The sequence below is a fragment of the Bacillus sp. ISL-51 genome, from assembly GCF_018613535.1.
GTDB lineage: Bacteria > Bacillota > Bacilli > Bacillales > Bacillaceae > Bacillus.
Genome location: NZ_JAGGQB010000003.1, coordinates 169,170 through 185,484 on the forward strand (window position 1 = coordinate 169,170; position 16,315 = coordinate 185,484).

Sequence of the window (16,315 nt, forward strand, 5' to 3'; positions counted from 1 at the left end):
CCAAGAAATACTTCCTCCCATTCCGTTAAAGAACGAGGGGAGTTTTTTTATGCTGCCACTCTATCCGAGGCAACTTTCATCGTTGTATCAGTGCCATTCACGTCATACGGCACAAACAACAAAATACTAGTCAATGCCACCACTGTTAATAGAATCCGGCTTATTTTCATTGATAACCTCTCCTTTTTTGATTTTCTTTCGTGCTTCCACACTTAATCTGTAATACTCACTTGATCTTTGAAAATCACGTTCCTGGTGAAAATAATCAGCAACATCAACAGCATAATTCTCCAAGTCAGCATACATCTTCATCATATCAAGATACCTAAAAGCCTCTCTAATTAAATCATATTCACCATTAGAAAAATAAAGTCCTTCTAATATTTTGAACTTTGCAGAATATTCATCATCGTTATTTTTAACAACTAAATCGCACCCTTTTTCAAAGTATAACTTGGCTGATTTTTTATCCCCTTGTTTCACTTTGACATGAGTTAAGATAAAAAGAGTCTTAGTTACAAAACTATGATCTGTAATTTCAAGGAATTCCAATGCACTTTCCAAATGGAAGGAATGACGCCTTGGAATATTCCTCTAATTCATCATAACAAATACCAGTATTAATATGAGCCATACCAATCAAGTAATCGACTTTTATCTTTTCTGCAATATTCAATGAATCCAGAAACGTTTCTAAAGCCTTTTCGTATTCTAATGAGTCTAAAAGGTTTCCACCCACTATAAATTTACACCTTAAAGATTGGATAAAATAGTCATCATATTTTTCATAAATCTTCAGCACTCTATTTGCATAATTCATCGAAAAGTATGTTTGCTTCATATAATAATAAACATAAGAGACTTTAAAGAAAAATTCAGCTTTTTCTATCTCATCATCTAATTCAGCTAATTTATATTCTGCCTTTCTATGCCGCTGTTAATTCCTTTCTTCTGAACTCATACATTCCCATAAAGAAATGAAAATAATATTCTAACATTCCCGTTACATTACCTGAAGCTCTAATTTCTTCATTGCTATTTAACTCTTCCATCTTTTCAGAATTTAAATAATTTATCATTAGCTCATGTCTAAATTCAAGCAATTGATAATACAACAAAGCATCTTTATTTTCTTCCATGCTTTTAAGCTCCAACTCTACTTCTTTTTTTATACTTTCAGCCCGGTTTACTTGATCGTTTTTATAAACGTATACCAAGCGTTTAATTTTTTGGCTACTACATCATATGGAATTTTATCTTTATCCACAAAAATCTGATACAAAAAAACTCCCCCCATCCATACAAAAATTGTTATAATTTTTACATTAATTGTATTATGGCAGATTGAACATTTCTTGACAAAGTTAAAATGCAAAAAGGTACGAATTGTCTATTGAAGAATTTATTCTTTTCGTCTTTATTGCGGTTATTGTAAGTCTCTTTTGTTTCTTGACAAGAAATCAGCGCATAAAAAAAGAGCAGACACAAAGTCCACTCAACTATTTGAAGGGTTATGCGGTTTTAGTTTTATTTCTAAACAATCTTGTTATCAGGGTAACTAAGGAAGAGGATATTAAGCTTACCAAGATAGGATTCACAATTGTTACAGCTTGTATTCCATCTCTATATAGCTAAACAAAAGAAGAATTATTAGAGAACTTATACACACCCCTTGTGGGTGCTAAAATCTTACGATTTCCGTCAAGCGTGTTATTGCTATAAAGAGAAACTAGAAGTCTATTTTATTTGCCTTAAAAAGGAGTACAGAAATTATCTTCTGTACTCCTTCAAAATCTAAATATGAAATCAATCTTGAGATAAATAAATCCAATTTATATCGTCAAATTCTTTAATAACATAATCTGATCCTATACTTCGTAAAATTCTATTAAAGAAAATGATGTCATCTTCATCATCGTAATCATATAAATCCTTTTGAACATATTCTTTAATAATAAAATTCGTTAAATTTGTGTTATTAACAAATTCGGAAAAGTAAGATCTTATAGAAATTGAATCATCTTCATTTAATTTTTCATCATTAACAATTGAAATCTTAAAAACATTTAAAATCGCATTAATATCTTCTTCGTCCATATAACATAATGGTTCTAGTTTTTTGTCTTCTTCTGTAAATGGCTTTCGAGTATCTTCAATTATTACGTAAGATAAAATGTTACCATCTTTCAGCACACGAAAAACTTCTAAATCTCGTAATTTTAAAGCTCTATTAAGTGATATCATAATTTCCCCCTACTCAAATATTACCCAAATACTAACTTTGGATGCTTTAGTAATTGACCCATTGTTACACCTACTAAAGCTGCTAGCGTTATCAAATATGAAGGGTGCCATAATATATCAGTCCAACTAAATTTAGAAACTTTTTTTCGTTCTTTATCTAGTTTTTTCTGTTTCTCTAACGCTTTTTTAAAGTCACTAGTCTTCTTTACATTTTTTTGTACAGTTTTAGGAACGCCAGCTGAATTTAGAGTTTTATTATGACTTTTCCCTCCAGTTACTCTTTCAGCTCCTTTAATCTTACCTTTTTCAACATGTACATGCCAATCATTATTGACTCCATCAACATGTGGTCCGTCAACACGATATTTCCAACCAGGAGAACCCGGTACTTGTTTCATAGTAGCAGCTGAAGCTTCACTAGTTCCAAGGCATAAAAACATAGTTGAAAGGAATAAAGTACATATCATTGTTAAAATAAAACTCTTTTTCATAAAAACCTCCAAATATATAAAATTATTGTAGTACTAATGATATATAAATGGAGACTTTATGTATATATTAAATTGTTAAAATTAAGGTAATTTTAATAAATGAGACGCTTGACAATTTCATTTTCTTCAAAATTTACTATATTCCTATATATTTCAACAAAATAGATGGTGCAAGTAAGTAGTGCTGTCATAGAAAGTACAGCTGTACTAAAAAACCCCTAGAATAAGTCGGTATTCATTTCTAATTGATTATAAAATTCTTAATGCCAACATGCCAATGCGCCATGACCTTAAATGTCTCCTACTACCTCATCACCATCTTCTTCAATCCTGATCAGATCTCTATCCTCGGGATCCGTCAAATTGAGTTCCTAGTGTATCTCTTTCAAGACCCCACCGTAACCGATCAATTTCCTGGAAACCAAAGCATCATCCAAATAATAGACCGTATCCAAGTTCTCCTCGGTCACTTCATTCCCACGTATCACATCCTTGACTTGATACTTCAAGATTTAAAGAATGATTTCTATGTAAATTTTACAACTTGGTTACAACGTTATCAAGTCTTATTTAAGCAATATTTCTCATGCTCCCTGAAAAATTTATTAGGAGTAGACATTAAGTCTACTCCTTAGTTTTTGTTTCCTTGCCTTTAACTTCTTCATAATCCGGTGTTTTCTTGTACAAGCCTAGGCGGTCATACTCTCCAGTCGAAGGCATATGCTCCATTTCTTCATAATCATTCCCCATTTTTTCATAGTAATCATACGTTGAATAATTGAGCAAGCCATCATTATGGAAAGCGAGCTGAATATATTTCCCACCATCATATACACGTATTACTGCACTATCCCTTTTGACATCATCAGTATCATAACCATCCTCAATTAAAGAGTCCTTATATTTTTTAATTACATTATCAATCGCATCATCATATTTATTTCCACCACATGCAGGCAATAGAAGGGTGGCGGAAATACTAAGGAAAATAAAAAGGTTCTTCAAAATATGTACCCCCTCTTTTTTCAATATTCATTATACTCAAAATATAGGAGTTTTTCCACTTCTTACCCATTTCCTTTCACCTGTACATCATCGACCAGCCACTTGTTTTTTTCCTTTTTCATCTTCGTTTGAATAATCAGCACTTTCTGGCTGGTTACTGAAACCTTCACTTCAATAAATATGATAGTCACAAAAAAATAAATCCTTATTTTAATGATTGTGTAATTAAATTGTTAACAGAAGAAGACATCAGCCAATACCGAGAGTCACTTAAAAAAGAAAATTTAAAGCATACGTACATAAATAAAATAATGGTTTATTTAAAACTAATTCTCTATTTAGCAATAGACGAAGGAATGTTAAACCAACATCCCATGAGAAGAATGAAAAGTTTATCTAATAAAGATACAGTCGAAGAGGATATTAAGTTTTGGACACCGGAACAATTCAAATCTTTTCTCCCCCTTATTAGTGATAAAAAACACTTTTTCAAAAAAGTATATTTCACATTTGCCTACTTCACAGGTGCAAGAGTGGGGGAAATGTTAGCTTTAGAATGGTCAGATTTTAACAGCTACACAAACGAAATTAAAATAAACAAAAACTTGTCTAGAATAAAAGAAAATAACGATTTTCTTGTTACCACTCCCAAAAATCCAAATTCGAGAAGAAACATTTTAATAAACAAAAAATTGGTACTCAAAGAGTGGAAGTTGAAACAAAAAGAAGGGCTAAGGAAATATGGTATAGAACAAACAGAATCTACAAGAATTTTCAAATTCAATCACAATACTCCTGACAGAGCAGGATTAAACCTTTATCTCAAAACACTCTGCAAAAAAACTCCAGCCTTAATTTACCCCCAATTAGCATACATGATTTCAGACACTCACATGTTGCACTACTCATAAATAGGGGCGAAGATGTTTATTTAATTTCCAAAAGGTTAGGGCATAAGAGTATAAAAACGACCCTTGATACCTATGGCCACCTTTTCCCTGGCAGACAAAAAGAGCTTGCTGATCGATTAGATGATTTGTTCTAAACAATCAGCAAGCAACATCAAGAAAACAAACCAATTTTACTCCACAATAGAAAAAAGAATATAAAAAACAAGCAAAAATGAATAAAAATTAACCATTTTAACAGCCAAAACAAACTATTTAAACGAATAAACAGTTCGTCATGGATTGGAGACATGCCTGAAATCAAGCTGATCTGGAGAAGGGTGATAAGGCGGGTTCCCCGTTTTTAACATCCAGATCGGCGATTTTGTTTTGCCATTGAACGGGTCCTTCACGACGGTATACCAATAATAAACGGAATCTGCCTGAAGATCGTTCCAAACCCAATGTGCCGTTTTTCCGCTTTTTACGTGCTTTTTATGACCGAGCAGCTCATTCGTATAGATATTGCATTCAAAGTAATCGGTCGCTACCTTTTTCATTTTCGGTTTTAAATCCATTCCGGCTGAGAAGTCATCTTTATCGCCGAACAGGTCTGCATCGTAGTAATTGATGTCATCTGTATACGGCGAGTAGGAGAACATATGCACTTGATTGGAGGCCTGGTCAAATTGCATCAGACGCATGTAGCCTTGTCCGCCTTCCGGGCCGTCCTGATAATCAGTCAGGATTTGATGCACGAGGCGGTCCGCTTTTCCGTCCCCGTCATCATCAAGCGCGTCTGTTTTTCTCATTGCGTTATGGTAGTGGCCGCTTAATACCATCATCACATTGCGGTTCGGCTTGACGACTTTTTTGTAAATCGTCTCTCCGATCGGGCTTCTGTTCCCGCTCACAAGCAAATATTCATGAAAGCATAAAATCGCCGTGCGGTCAGGATACTGCTTGAGCACATTGTTGATCCAGTCAATATCTTGGCCGGTAATGCCCCAGCCCATATAAATCATAATAAAGTCATTCCCGCTGCTTGACACTAAATCATAATGGCCGCGGTTATTTTTATATGATCCGCCGTAATGCAGTTTCTGATCAAAACGTTGGCTGCCGAAGTAATCCCCGAATGTCCGGTATGTGCCGTCCTTATGGCCGACATCATGATTACCGGCAAGCACTCCGTAAGGAATCCCCGCTTTATCGAGAGTGCGCATCGAATGATCGGCGTTTTTCCACTGTTTCATATCCGTTGAATCATCGACAATATCACCCGTGTGAAATACATATTTAATATTGTGCTTTTCCTTATTTTCTTTCATCCAATCGGTCATCTTATCAAAAATATGCGGATGGCTTTTCGCATAATACTGCGTGTCCGACATCCAGACAAACGTATAATCGCCCTTTGCCGGGATCTCGTCCTGCACGATGACATTCATTTTAGAATGCTTCACAAAATCAGCTGCCGAAACGGAGGCCTTTAAGGTAAACGTTTTTTTATTTTTGGCGAGAAAACTGTCAGCCTCCTGCCAGCAGCTTGTCCGGTAATTCCATATATACATGGTTACCTTTCTGCCGGGCAAAGAACTTCCTTTCCAAACCGCTTCAGCCTGATCCGTTTCATCAACAGACGGATCAACCGTTACTTCAAACCGGTGATAAGGGAAGCGCTCCATATTTTCGGTTGTTACTGTCTTTCCGTCATTTGCCGAGATCTGATTCATTTCCGGCAAGGTAAAAGGCGTTTCATTTTCCTTTATTCCTTTCGGCGGCTCAGTCACCGAGGCGTGTTTATACACTTTTACGCTGCCCGGGTTCCGCGCCGTATAACGGAAGCCCCGATAAAAAGATAAATCCATCGCGTCCTTCGTCGGATCTTTTACACGAACGGACAGTTTTGCTTTATGGCCGCTCACTTTCTGACCGATCAGCTCAGGCTGGTTCGGCTGCTCCCGTTCGGTGGTGAAGGTGCGGACTGCCGTCGTCTCATTTCCGGCCAGGTCAGCCGCACTGATTTTAAGAGTGTGCTTTCCGGGCTCAAGCTCCGCAGATGACGTATGGTACGGGAGTGAAATGCTTTCTCCGTCCAAAAACGCTTTTACCTCTTCAACCTTACTCCATGTATCACGGATTTTCGCTTGCAGCACCAGATTTCCTTTCACCTTTTGGCCTTCGGTGATTCCGGGATCAATCTCTGGCCCCGTGTTATCAACGCGCACGGACATACTGACCTGTTCTTCACCGTCGCTGACAAAAACATGGTGATAGCCTTCAGAAAGCTTCGCCGTATTCCACTCCAAAAGACGGGATGTGAACAAATGATCCGGAAGGCTGAATCGGAAAGAAATGCTGTGATTCGCGCGCTGATTATCCCCGATAAACAGCTGCTTTCCCGGAGCTTGCTCCCCGTCTCTGATGACGGTTCCGTCGGAAAGCACAAGGCGGGCATTTTTCACCAGAAAATCATCGCGATTTTCCCCCGTGTCATAAGGGGAAACCTTTGACCCTGAACGGATCGCGACGCTCGGTGTCTTTCCGCCTTTTTGCAGCAGCCGCTCCGGCAGCAGAACCGAGTACGTTCGGTAGCGGTGGGTCGGATCGTCAAAAATTTTAATAACCTCGTTTTCCATCATGACCGCATTTTGAAAATAGAGATTCGTTTTTCGGGTATCAAAGGCAAAATAAACCTCTTTCTCCAGTGCCGGGCGTGTCTGCTGAAGCTTCCCGTCAATCCACAGCTTAATCTTATCCGCGCTGATGTCTGATGTGGCTTTAAGCAGGTGTGTGCCCGATATCGTATCATTAGATTCAATGTTCATTCGCAAACCGTGTGACTTGCTCGTCTGCTCAATGTCAATCATTTTGACAGGCGTTTTCGCTTCATTTTCTCCGTCACCTGCAGCGATATAATACTCAAGCTGATCCTGTCCGATCAATTCGGGAGAATAAATGATATGGTGATATAAATTATCGTTGCGGTCTTTTTCGGCCAGTATTCTTTTAAATGGTTTCTTTTCATTGGTCCGATAATAAAAAGCAGCCGTTTTGACAAGGTTTTTGTCACGAATGTCAGCTTTCAATTCAATGCTTTCCGTCGGGCGGACGGGTTTTCTATTCGTGAGGTCTTCAATGACTGGCTTTTCCTTGTCAGGCTTAGTCGGCCGTTTTTGCTGAGGGACCTGCGCCTGATAAACGGAGCCCGGTGACGGCTTCTGTTCGCTTGTGGAAATCGCCAGCAGCTCTTCCGTTCCGTTCAGCGGATATTTATAAAGCAAAGAAGACAGGCGCCTGAATGCGTGCTTTCGGTAATGCGCAACCGCTATGTCTTTTCCTGTATTCGTCGACAGCACCACGGCACGCGGCCGTGAATTCGCCATTCCTTCCGTCTCTTCAATGACTGCAAGATTTTCCCCTTCTTTCAAACCGGTTCCGTAATAGCGGTTAAAATCCTCTGCTGTAAGCTCTGATGAAGCGCGCCTCAGCCAAAACACATAGGCGCCGCCGGATGGAATGACCGCGTCTTTTGCCGGCTTCCATATTAAATCGGATTCCGGCCCTTCCTTGGGATAGCGGTAGCGGATTTGATAATCTTTAAAATGAATCGGCCTGTCCGTTGTGTTATAGACCTCAATAAATTCATAGGCGTCACCGCGGCTGTCATTTTTCGTATCAACGGCCAGCTCCGTAATCATCAGCTCGGGAATGTGCGCCAAATCGGCTTGATAACCGTCAAGCTTCAGCCGCTTCTTTTCCGATTCCGCACGCTGTTTGCCGTTCGAGAAGACAATGTAATATTCTAATTCCCCATTCCAGATCTCACGTTTTGAAATCTGCGCCATAAATGCCTGAATGGAACCGGGTGCAGGCTCCATCGGCACCATTTTAAACCCCAGCTCATTGCTTTGTTTATAAAACAGAAAAGCCGAAAATGCTTTATATGAGGCATCGCGTACATGAGCTTGTATGAACAGGTTTCTTTTCATTTCCGCCTTCACTTCTATTTGGGGAGGACTCTCCAAAAGCGGTATGTAATGAGGCGGCTGTCCGAAATCCTGCTGAATTACGGGGGTCACCGTTCCTTTGTGCGCCGCGTCTGCAGAAGGACTCACACAAAGCAAACCAATCAGAAAAAAGAGCGTCATCACACATTTCATCTCATTACCTCCCTATGCATTATGTTGCGTCAGGAGGGGGCCGCTTATGTAAACGGCAAATAAAAAAAGCTGCCGGCAGACAGCTCTTTTTTATCTCTTTCTCAGCGGCTCCAATATACCTTTTTGAATCAGCAAATGAAAAACAGAAAGAACGACGGATGCCCAAATGGCGGTGCCGAAGCCGTCGATTTGGAAGCTGCTTCCCATTAATGCCGCGGTCATCATTAAGGTAATGGCATTGACGACAAACAAGAAGAGACCAAGTGTCACAACAGTAACGGGCAATGTCAAAATGATGATGATCGGTTTGATCAGCACATTTAACACAGAAAGAATCAGACTTGCGATGACAGCCGCTCCGATACTGCTGATATGGACGGAATCAAAATATCCCGCAATGACGATTAATAATAAAGCATTTACTAAAATGCTGACTGCCCATTTGATCATTTATTTCAAATCTCCTTCTAAAGGTACAACAAAACACCAAATAATATAAACAAGCGGTACGAGCCCGCTCGTTAAAAGCGTTAAGACAACGGCTATGATGCGCAAAAGTGACGCATCCATATTGAGATACTCCGCCAATCCGCCGATGACACCCGCAATTTTACGATTTTTTTCTGAACGATAAAGTCTTTTCATACGATCACCTCTGAGTATGCTTTAGCTTAATTGCGCCTGTTAATGATTCTGAGAAAATGGATATGCTCTGATCATGGCCTTGATTTGACGCCAGCATCAATTCTTTTTGTATTGTATCGTTTTTTTCCTTTAAAATCTCCGCATCAATCAGCTCGTGGGTGAGAGAGCCGAGATTGCTTTTCAGCTCCGCCTTAACGGCCACATCATCAGGCAGGGCAAGATCCACATTTCCGGTCGTGGTTTTTGTGTAAACGGAGCGGCAATGCGGCGCTGTTACGGTGAGCGTAATATTGCCGTTAAAGCTTTGAACGTCAATGGATTCACTCTCACCGCGTAAATCAATCAGGCCATTGATTGTTTCCGCTTCAATCGTTCCGCATTTGTGTCCGGCCAGCTTGATTTGTCCGTTAGCCGTTTCCGCCGACGCTTTTTCAGCCGTTAAATGGGAAAATGACAGAACGCCGTTTGTCGTTTTCGCCGAGAATTCTTTTACATGTAAATGTTCCCCTCTTATCGGGCCGTTAAACAGCTTCACCCGTATCTTATCGTACTCCTTTTGGGGAACATACAGCGTCACGTTGGTCTTCATTGTTTTCTTTTCCGTGCGGATAAAAAACTTATTGCCCTTCACTTCACATTCAATATGCTGAAGAAACGCGGTGCGCGCAGCGTCCTGGCTGTCCGCCCGGTAAACCTTTGCCTGGCACTCCGCCCTGATATCTTCGTCCGCCCACGGCACGATATTGACGCTGCCGTTTGCAATCTGCATGTCAATGCCGGAGAATTCACTGTCTTTAAATTGGAAAATATGCTGCACATCGTATGCATGGCCGAAATTTAAATCAAGATCAGCTTCTTTCACTTTTTTCACGGCCGAATCAATCCAGTCAAACAGCTTAGCCCCGAGTGACGGCTTTTGGGCTCCTTTGACTCCGCTTTCCGCTTCTTCGGCAGAGTCAATTACATTCGTTGATAACGCGGTGATCTCCTCTTTTTTTTCTTTATATTCATTGTCCAGCTTCTCAATGAGCGTAAGGGCTTCCTGCGCAGTCAGCTTCCCTTCCTCCACCAGCTTTAAAATCCGTTCTTTCTCCTGCTTCATACAAAACTCCTCCCCATCTCTTCTTATGCCTGGCGTAAAACCTTAATTCCCTGAATAACATTCCAAATGACCATCCCAATGACGATGAGGAAATAAACAATCGCTCCTGTTATCATAACAAAAACCGGAAGTATACTCTCCTCCTGAGCCGTGATCGCTCCGCCGACAACTCCGGCAATGACAATCAGCCCTCCCGCAAACGGAATGATGTGAGAAATAAGAGCGCGTACGGCATGCCGCTTCGTTTCTTTTTCATCGACGACAAAATAAGCCACGATCGGAACGATAAGCGGTGCGATAAACACGCTGAAATAACAGATGGATGAAATAAGCGCTTGATTGCGATTCAAATGAAAACACTCTCCTGTGATATAGTTTAAAATACCATTCCTTATACATACGTATGACGAAACTCTGGGTTTCATTTTCATTCTATGGACATGCTTCAATATGCGTAATTTTTGATTTAAGAGAATTCGCTATAGAATCTTTCCCCCGAACCGATTACAATATGTAACAAAGCCTGACCGTATGCAAGGAGGACATACAAATGGAGAAAGACCCCGGAAATGAGCAAGTAACAGAAGAAAATCTGCTGAAATTGATTCGTGAACAAAAAAGGATGAACAACGAAATGCTGGCTGAGCTGGAACAAATCAAAGCAGCTTCTCCCATTTCTCATGATATTCAATATATAAAAGTGCTGCTGGACAGCAGCAGCACCCATATTCTTCAAGATCTGATGAGTTTAAGCAGACAGCTTCCCCATCAGAAAAAAAGCCTGTAAAACAGAAGCCCAAAACCGTTCAGTTTTGGGCTTTTTTCATTCATATATTACGTAGCCGCTGTTTCTTTTTCGGCCAGAAGGGTTTTCATTCGTTTTTTATCGCGTTCCATGACCGGTTTTAAATATCGGCCGGTATATGATTCTTTCACTTCGGCAACCTCTTCAGGCGTCCCCGACGCTACGATCGTACCGCCGCCTGATCCGCCTTCCGGCCCCAAGTCTACGATATAATCCGCCGTTTTAATAATATCGAGGTTATGTTCAATGACCAAAACGGTATCCCCGTTGTCCACAAGTCTTTGAAGCACAACTAACAATCTCGCGATATCATCCACGTGGAGACCTGTCGTCGGTTCGTCCAGAATATAAAGCGTACGGCCTGTTGAGCGCTTATGCAGCTCGGAAGCAAGCTTGACGCGCTGCGCTTCTCCGCCTGACAGCGTCGTCGCCGGCTGGCCGAGTGTCACATACCCTAAACCTACATCAGCAAGGGTTTGAAGCTTGCGTCTGATTTTCGGAATACTTTCAAAGAAAGCCAGAGCATCTTCCACGGTCATATCGAGCACGTCGGAAATGCTTTTTCCTTTGTATGTGACCTCAAGCGTCTCCCTGTTGTAGCGTTTGCCGTGACACACTTCACACGGCACGTACACATCAGGCAAAAAGTGCATCTCAATTTTAATGATTCCGTCGCCGCGGCAGGCTTCACAGCGCCCGCCCTTCACATTGAAGCTGAACCGGCCTTTCTTATAGCCGCGCACCTTCGCCTCATTCGTCTGCGCGAACACATCGCGGATATCATCAAACACGCCTGTATAGGTTGCCGGATTCGATCTCGGCGTTCTGCCGATCGGCGCCTGATCGATATCGATCACCTTATCGAGATGGTCCAGCCCCTTGATCTCTTTGTGGCTGCCCGGTTTCGCTTTTGCTTTATGAAGTTTTTGCGCCAGCGCCTTATGCAAAATTTCGTTAACGAGCGTGCTTTTTCCGGAACCGGACACACCCGTTACCGCGGTGAATGTTCCGAGCGGGAATTTGGCATTCGCTTTTTTCAGATTGTTTTCTGCAGCGCCTTTAATTTCAATGAATCGGCCGTCTGGTTTTCTTCTTTCCGGAGGCATCGGGATAAATTGAGCTCCTGATAAATATCTTCCGGTTAAAGATTTCTCATCATTCATGACCTCTTCAGGCGTACCCGCAGATATGACCTGACCGCCATGAATGCCGGCTCCGGGGCCGATGTCTATTAAATAATCGGCCGCCATCATCGTATCTTCATCATGCTCGACGACAATCAGCGTATTGCCGAGATCCCTCATGTTTTTCAGCGCGCTGATCAAACGGTCATTGTCACGCTGGTGAAGGCCGATGGACGGTTCGTCGAGAATATAGAGCACACCCGATAAACGGGAACCGATCTGTGTCGCAAGCCTGATACGCTGCGCTTCCCCGCCTGACAGGGTTCCTGCCGCACGGCTCAATGTCAGATAATCGAGCCCGACTTTGTCTAAGAAACTGAGGCGTTCCACGATTTCCCGCAAAATTAAATCGGCGATCTGCATATCTTTCTCTGACAGTGTCAGATTCTTAAAAAATTCGAGCGCATCACGTACGGACAGCTCAGTGATGGTGCCGATATGCCGTCCGTTAATTAAGACGGCAAGCGCTTCTTTTTTCAGGCGGTAGCCTTTGCACGTCGGGCACGGCTTCTGGGACATATATTGCTCCATCTGTTCACGAATATAATCAGAGCTTGTCTCTTTATATCTTCTCTCGATGTTGCGCAGCACGCCTTCAAATTCAATCTCATTTTCGCGCACTTGTCCGAAATCATTTTCGTATTTAAAATAGATCCGTTCATTGCCGCTGCCGTACAGCACCTTATCAAGCTGATGCTTCGGCAGGTCTTTGACGGGAATCTCCATATCTATTCCGTAATGGCTGCACACTGCCTGAAGCAGCTGCGGGTAATACTGTGAACTGATCGGCGTCCACGGCGCAATCGCATGTTCCTTCAATGACAGCTCCTGATTTGGAATGACCAGATCCGGGTCCACCTCAAGTTTCAAGCCAAGTCCGTCACATGTCGGGCATGCGCCGAACGGACTGTTAAACGAAAACAGACGCGGCTCAAGCTCGCCAATCGAAAAACCGCAAAGCGGACAGGCGTGATGCTCACTGAACATCAGCTCCGCCTGGCCGATTACATCAATTAAGACACGGCCTTCGCCTAAGCGGAGGGCGGTTTCCAGCGAGTCGGAAAGCCGCGCGGCAACGCCTTCCTTCACAACAATCCGGTCAATGACAACTTCAATGGAATGCTTTTTATTTTTCTCAAGCTCGATATCATCGGAAAGTTCGGCCATTTCTCCGTCAATCCGAACTCTCACATAGCCTTGTTTTCTGATTTGTTCAAGCACTTTGACGTGCGCGCCTTTCCTGCCGGATATAATCGGCGCGAGCACTTGAAGCTTTGTCCGCTCAGGATATTCAAGAATCCGGTCGACCATTTGTTCGATCGTTTGGGACGTAATTTCAATGCCGTGCTCCGGGCAGTGCGGCTTACCGACTCTCGCATATAAAAGACGGAGATAATCATAAATCTCCGTTACCGTTCCGACTGTTGACCTCGGATTGCGGCTTGTCGTCTTCTGGTCGATGCTGATGGCGGGAGAAAGCCCCTCAATTGCATCAACGTCAGGCTTATCCATCTGGCCTAAAAATTGGCGCGCATAGGCAGAAAGCGATTCGACATATCGTCTTTGTCCTTCTGCGTATATCGTATCAAAGGCAAGGGACGATTTTCCCGAACCGGACAAACCCGTCACGACGACGAGCTGATCCCTCGGAATCGTCACATCAATGTTTTTCAAGTTGTGCGCCCTTGCCCCTTTCACCTCGATCCGGTCTATAGCCATGTTTTCATCATCCTTCCGCTTTTAGCTCTAACAATAAGTCACGAAGCTCCGCCGCCCGCTCAAAATCAAGCGCTTTGGCTGCTTCTTTCATTTCAAGTTCCATTTGCTCAACGACTTTCTGGCGTTCTTTTTTCGTCATTTTCGCCAGCTTCGGCGCGGCTTTTGTTTTATATTCTTCTTTATCCTCGGCAGCTTGCGTCGCGCGGATCACATCGCGTATTTCCTTATTGATCGTTTGCGGCGTGATGCCGTGGATTTCGTTAAAGCGCTCTTGTTGTTCACGGCGCCGCTTCGTCTCATTAATCGCGACTTCCATGGAATGCGTCATTTTGTCGGCGTACATGATAACGCGGCCCTCTGAGTTTCGGGCAGCCCGGCCGATCGTTTGAATCAGCGAACGCTCGGAACGGAGGAACCCTTCCTTGTCCGCATCCAAAATGGCGACAAGCGACACTTCCGGTATATCAAGCCCTTCTCTCAGCAGGTTGATTCCGATTAACACATCGTGTTTGCCGAGACGGAGATCCCGAATGATTTCAATCCGTTCCAGCGTCTTAATTTCGGAATGTAGGTAATTGACTTTAATGCCGATTTCCTTCAGATAATCGGTCAGATCCTCTGACATTTTTTTCGTCAGCGTCGTGATGAGCACTCGTTCATTCCGTTCAGTTCTCGCCTGAATCTCGCCGATCAAATCATCAATCTGCCCCTCAATCGGACGCACCTCAATGATAGGATCAAGAAGCCCCGTCGGCCTGATGATCTGCTCGACCATTTCCGGTGTATGTTCGATTTCGTACGGTCCCGGCGTAGCCGATACATAAACGATATTGTGCATGTGTTTTTCAAATTCCTCGAATCGAAGCGGGCGGTTATCAAGCGCGGACGGCAGGCGGAAGCCGTGGTCCACAAGCACCTGCTTTCTTGCCTGGTCACCGTTAAACATGCCGCGCACCTGCGGAATCGTCACATGTGATTCGTCAACGACAATCATAAAGTCGTCGGGAAAATAATCAAGCAGCGTATACGGCGTAGAGCCTGCCGGACGGAGCGTTAAGTGTCTCGAATAGTTCTCAATGCCGGAGCAGAAACCCATTTCCCGCATCATTTCAAGGTCATATCTCGTCCGCTGCTCCAGACGCTGCGCTTCAAGGAGCTTGCCGTTTTCATGCATGACTTTCAGGCGCTCCTCAAGCTCTTTCTCAATGTTTACAACCGCTTTTTCCATCTTTTCGGCCCGGGTGACGAAGTGGGAAGCAGGGAAGATCGCGACATGGTCGCGGTCGCCGAGAATTTCTCCGGTCAGCGCGTCAACCTCTCTGATCCGCTCAATTTCATCGCCGAAAAATTCGACTCTGATGCAGTGTTCGTCACGGGAGGCCGGGAAGATTTCCACAACGTCTCCGCGCACGCGGAACGTCCCGCGCTGAAAGTCGATGTCATTGCGGGCATACTGGATGTCTACAAGCTTTCTCAGCAGCTCGTTCCGTTCAATCTCCATTTCCGTTCTGAGCGAAACGACCATTTCGCGGTATTCTTCCGGCGAACCGAGGCCATATATACAAGACACACTCGCGATAATAATGACATCTCTCCGTTCAAAGAGAGAGGATGTCGCGGAGTGCCTGAGCTTATCAATTTCATCGTTAATGCTTGCGTCTTTCTCTATAAATGTATCCGTTTGAGGCACGTACGCCTCCGGCTGATAATAGTCGTAGTAGCTGACAAAATACTCAACAGCGTTGTTCGGGAAAAATTCTTTGAACTCGCTGTAAAGCTGTCCGGCAAGGGTTTTATTATGAGCGATGACAAGTGTCGGTTTGTTTACTTCTTTAATCAGATTCGACACTGTAAAGGTTTTACCCGTTCCCGTCGCTCCCAGAAGAGTCTGGTGTTTTCTGCCTTCCTGAATGCCTTTGACAAGCTTCTCAATCGCTTGCGGCTGATCTCCCTGGGGCTGGTATTTCGAGACTAACTCAAAACGATCTTTCACAAAAAAGCCTCCGTTTCTTTACGAAATCTTCCTATTGATATAGTAACACAATGACGGTAAAAATCACTAAAAAT

General features: G+C 42.9%; 13 protein-coding genes and 3 pseudogenes. 3 read left to right on the top strand and 13 right to left on the bottom strand.

Translation table 11 applies throughout. The annotated features are described in order from the left end of the window. Positions 1 to 126 precede the first annotated feature (126 nt). From J7E26_RS02475 to J7E26_RS18160, 6 genes and pseudogenes are all read right to left on the bottom strand, one after another. Positions 127 to 1,297 (bottom strand): annotated as a pseudogene (locus tag J7E26_RS02475) (response regulator aspartate phosphatase). Between the two features lie 509 nt (positions 1,298 to 1,806). Beyond that, a complete protein-coding gene (locus J7E26_RS02480) occupies positions 1,807 to 2,244 on the bottom strand; it encodes a terpene synthase (RefSeq protein WP_214802613.1) in 438 nt (145 codons plus the stop codon). 20 nt (positions 2,245 to 2,264) lie between these two features. After that, positions 2,265 to 2,735, bottom strand: coding sequence for a hypothetical protein (locus J7E26_RS02485; RefSeq protein ID WP_214802610.1), 471 nt, complete (start codon positions 2,733 to 2,735; stop codon positions 2,265 to 2,267). Between the two features lie 241 nt (positions 2,736 to 2,976). Continuing rightward, positions 2,977 to 3,247 (bottom strand): annotated as a pseudogene (locus tag J7E26_RS18155) (protein rep); the annotation flags it as partial. Between the two features lie 112 nt (positions 3,248 to 3,359). Beyond that, entirely contained in the window at positions 3,360 to 3,740 is a 381-nt protein-coding gene (locus tag J7E26_RS02490) for a cystatin-like fold lipoprotein (protein ID WP_214802607.1), read from the bottom strand. 62 nt (positions 3,741 to 3,802) lie between these two features. Continuing rightward, a pseudogene (locus J7E26_RS18160) lies at positions 3,803 to 3,901 on the bottom strand (hypothetical protein); the annotation flags it as partial. A 69-nt stretch (positions 3,902 to 3,970) separates the two neighbouring features. Between J7E26_RS18160 and J7E26_RS02495 the strand changes: the two are divergent. Together J7E26_RS02495 and J7E26_RS18585 are read left to right on the top strand one after the other, a co-directional pair. Beyond that, on the top strand, positions 3,971 to 4,651 hold the full coding sequence (locus J7E26_RS02495; RefSeq protein ID WP_214802605.1) for a tyrosine-type recombinase/integrase: 681 nt from the start codon (positions 3,971 to 3,973) through the stop codon (positions 4,649 to 4,651). After that, a complete protein-coding gene (locus J7E26_RS18585; protein ID WP_353618109.1) occupies positions 4,612 to 4,785 on the top strand; it encodes a tyrosine-type recombinase/integrase in 174 nt (57 codons plus the stop codon). Before J7E26_RS02495 ends, J7E26_RS18585 begins: the two co-directional genes overlap by 40 nt. A gap of 138 nt (positions 4,786 to 4,923) precedes the next feature. Here the strand turns inward: J7E26_RS18585 and J7E26_RS02505 are convergent, their stop codons facing one another. The 5 genes from J7E26_RS02505 to J7E26_RS02525 all read right to left on the bottom strand — a co-directional run bounded on the left by J7E26_RS02505 (position 4,924) and on the right by J7E26_RS02525 (position 10,890). Next, on the bottom strand, positions 4,924 to 8,793 hold the full coding sequence (locus J7E26_RS02505) for a lamin tail domain-containing metallophosphoesterase family protein (RefSeq protein ID WP_214802603.1): 3,870 nt from the start codon (positions 8,791 to 8,793) through the stop codon (positions 4,924 to 4,926). 90 nt (positions 8,794 to 8,883) lie between these two features. Beyond that, entirely contained in the window at positions 8,884 to 9,243 is a 360-nt protein-coding gene (locus J7E26_RS02510; protein ID WP_214802601.1) for a phage holin family protein, read from the bottom strand. Next, on the bottom strand, positions 9,244 to 9,438 hold the full coding sequence (locus J7E26_RS02515) for a PspC domain-containing protein (protein WP_214802599.1): 195 nt from the start codon (positions 9,436 to 9,438) through the stop codon (positions 9,244 to 9,246). A gap of 4 nt (positions 9,439 to 9,442) precedes the next feature. Then, positions 9,443 to 10,540: a DUF4097 family beta strand repeat-containing protein gene (locus J7E26_RS02520; protein WP_214802597.1), complete on the bottom strand. Its 1,098-nt coding sequence runs from the start codon at positions 10,538 to 10,540 to the stop codon at positions 9,443 to 9,445. Positions 10,541 to 10,563: 23 nt separating this feature from the next. Then, entirely contained in the window at positions 10,564 to 10,890 is a 327-nt protein-coding gene (locus tag J7E26_RS02525) for a hypothetical protein (RefSeq protein ID WP_214802595.1), read from the bottom strand. Positions 10,891 to 11,090: 200 nt separating this feature from the next. On the opposite strand from J7E26_RS02525, the gene J7E26_RS02530 reads away from it, so the two are divergent. After that, complete coding sequence (locus J7E26_RS02530; RefSeq protein WP_214802593.1) at positions 11,091 to 11,327, top strand: hypothetical protein; 237 nt, start codon at positions 11,091 to 11,093, stop codon at positions 11,325 to 11,327. A gap of 47 nt (positions 11,328 to 11,374) precedes the next feature. Here the strand turns inward: J7E26_RS02530 and uvrA are convergent, their stop codons facing one another. Together uvrA and uvrB are read right to left on the bottom strand one after the other, a co-directional pair. Then, positions 11,375 to 14,248, bottom strand: coding sequence for an excinuclease ABC subunit UvrA (uvrA, locus tag J7E26_RS02535; protein WP_214802590.1), 2,874 nt, complete (start codon positions 14,246 to 14,248; stop codon positions 11,375 to 11,377). 7 nt (positions 14,249 to 14,255) lie between these two features. Further along, positions 14,256 to 16,241 (bottom strand): excinuclease ABC subunit UvrB, encoded by a 1,986-nt coding sequence (gene uvrB / locus J7E26_RS02540; protein WP_214802587.1) that lies wholly within the window; start codon positions 16,239 to 16,241, stop codon positions 14,256 to 14,258. Positions 16,242 to 16,315: the final 74 nt, after the last annotated feature.

Bases quoted from the DNA above. Each gene is read 5' to 3' on its own strand.
- J7E26_RS02515 (WP_214802599.1), bottom strand. From the start codon at position 9,438: ATGAAAAGACTTTATCGTTCAGAAAAAAATCGTAAAATTGCGGGTGTC.
- J7E26_RS02485 (WP_214802610.1), bottom strand. From the start codon at position 2,735: ATGAAAAAGAGTTTTATTTTAACAATGATATGTACTTTATTCCTTTCA.
- J7E26_RS02505 (WP_214802603.1), bottom strand. From the start codon at position 8,793: ATGAAATGTGTGATGACGCTCTTTTTTCTGATTGGTTTGCTTTGTGTG.
- uvrA (WP_214802590.1), bottom strand. From the start codon at position 14,248: ATGGCTATAGACCGGATCGAGGTGAAAGGGGCAAGGGCGCACAACTTG.
- J7E26_RS02510 (WP_214802601.1), bottom strand. From the start codon at position 9,243: ATGATCAAATGGGCAGTCAGCATTTTAGTAAATGCTTTATTATTAATC.
- J7E26_RS02520 (WP_214802597.1), bottom strand. From the start codon at position 10,540: ATGAAGCAGGAGAAAGAACGGATTTTAAAGCTGGTGGAGGAAGGGAAG.
- J7E26_RS02480 (WP_214802613.1), bottom strand. From the start codon at position 2,244: ATGATATCACTTAATAGAGCTTTAAAATTACGAGATTTAGAAGTTTTT.
- J7E26_RS02530 (WP_214802593.1), top strand. From the start codon at position 11,091: ATGGAGAAAGACCCCGGAAATGAGCAAGTAACAGAAGAAAATCTGCTG.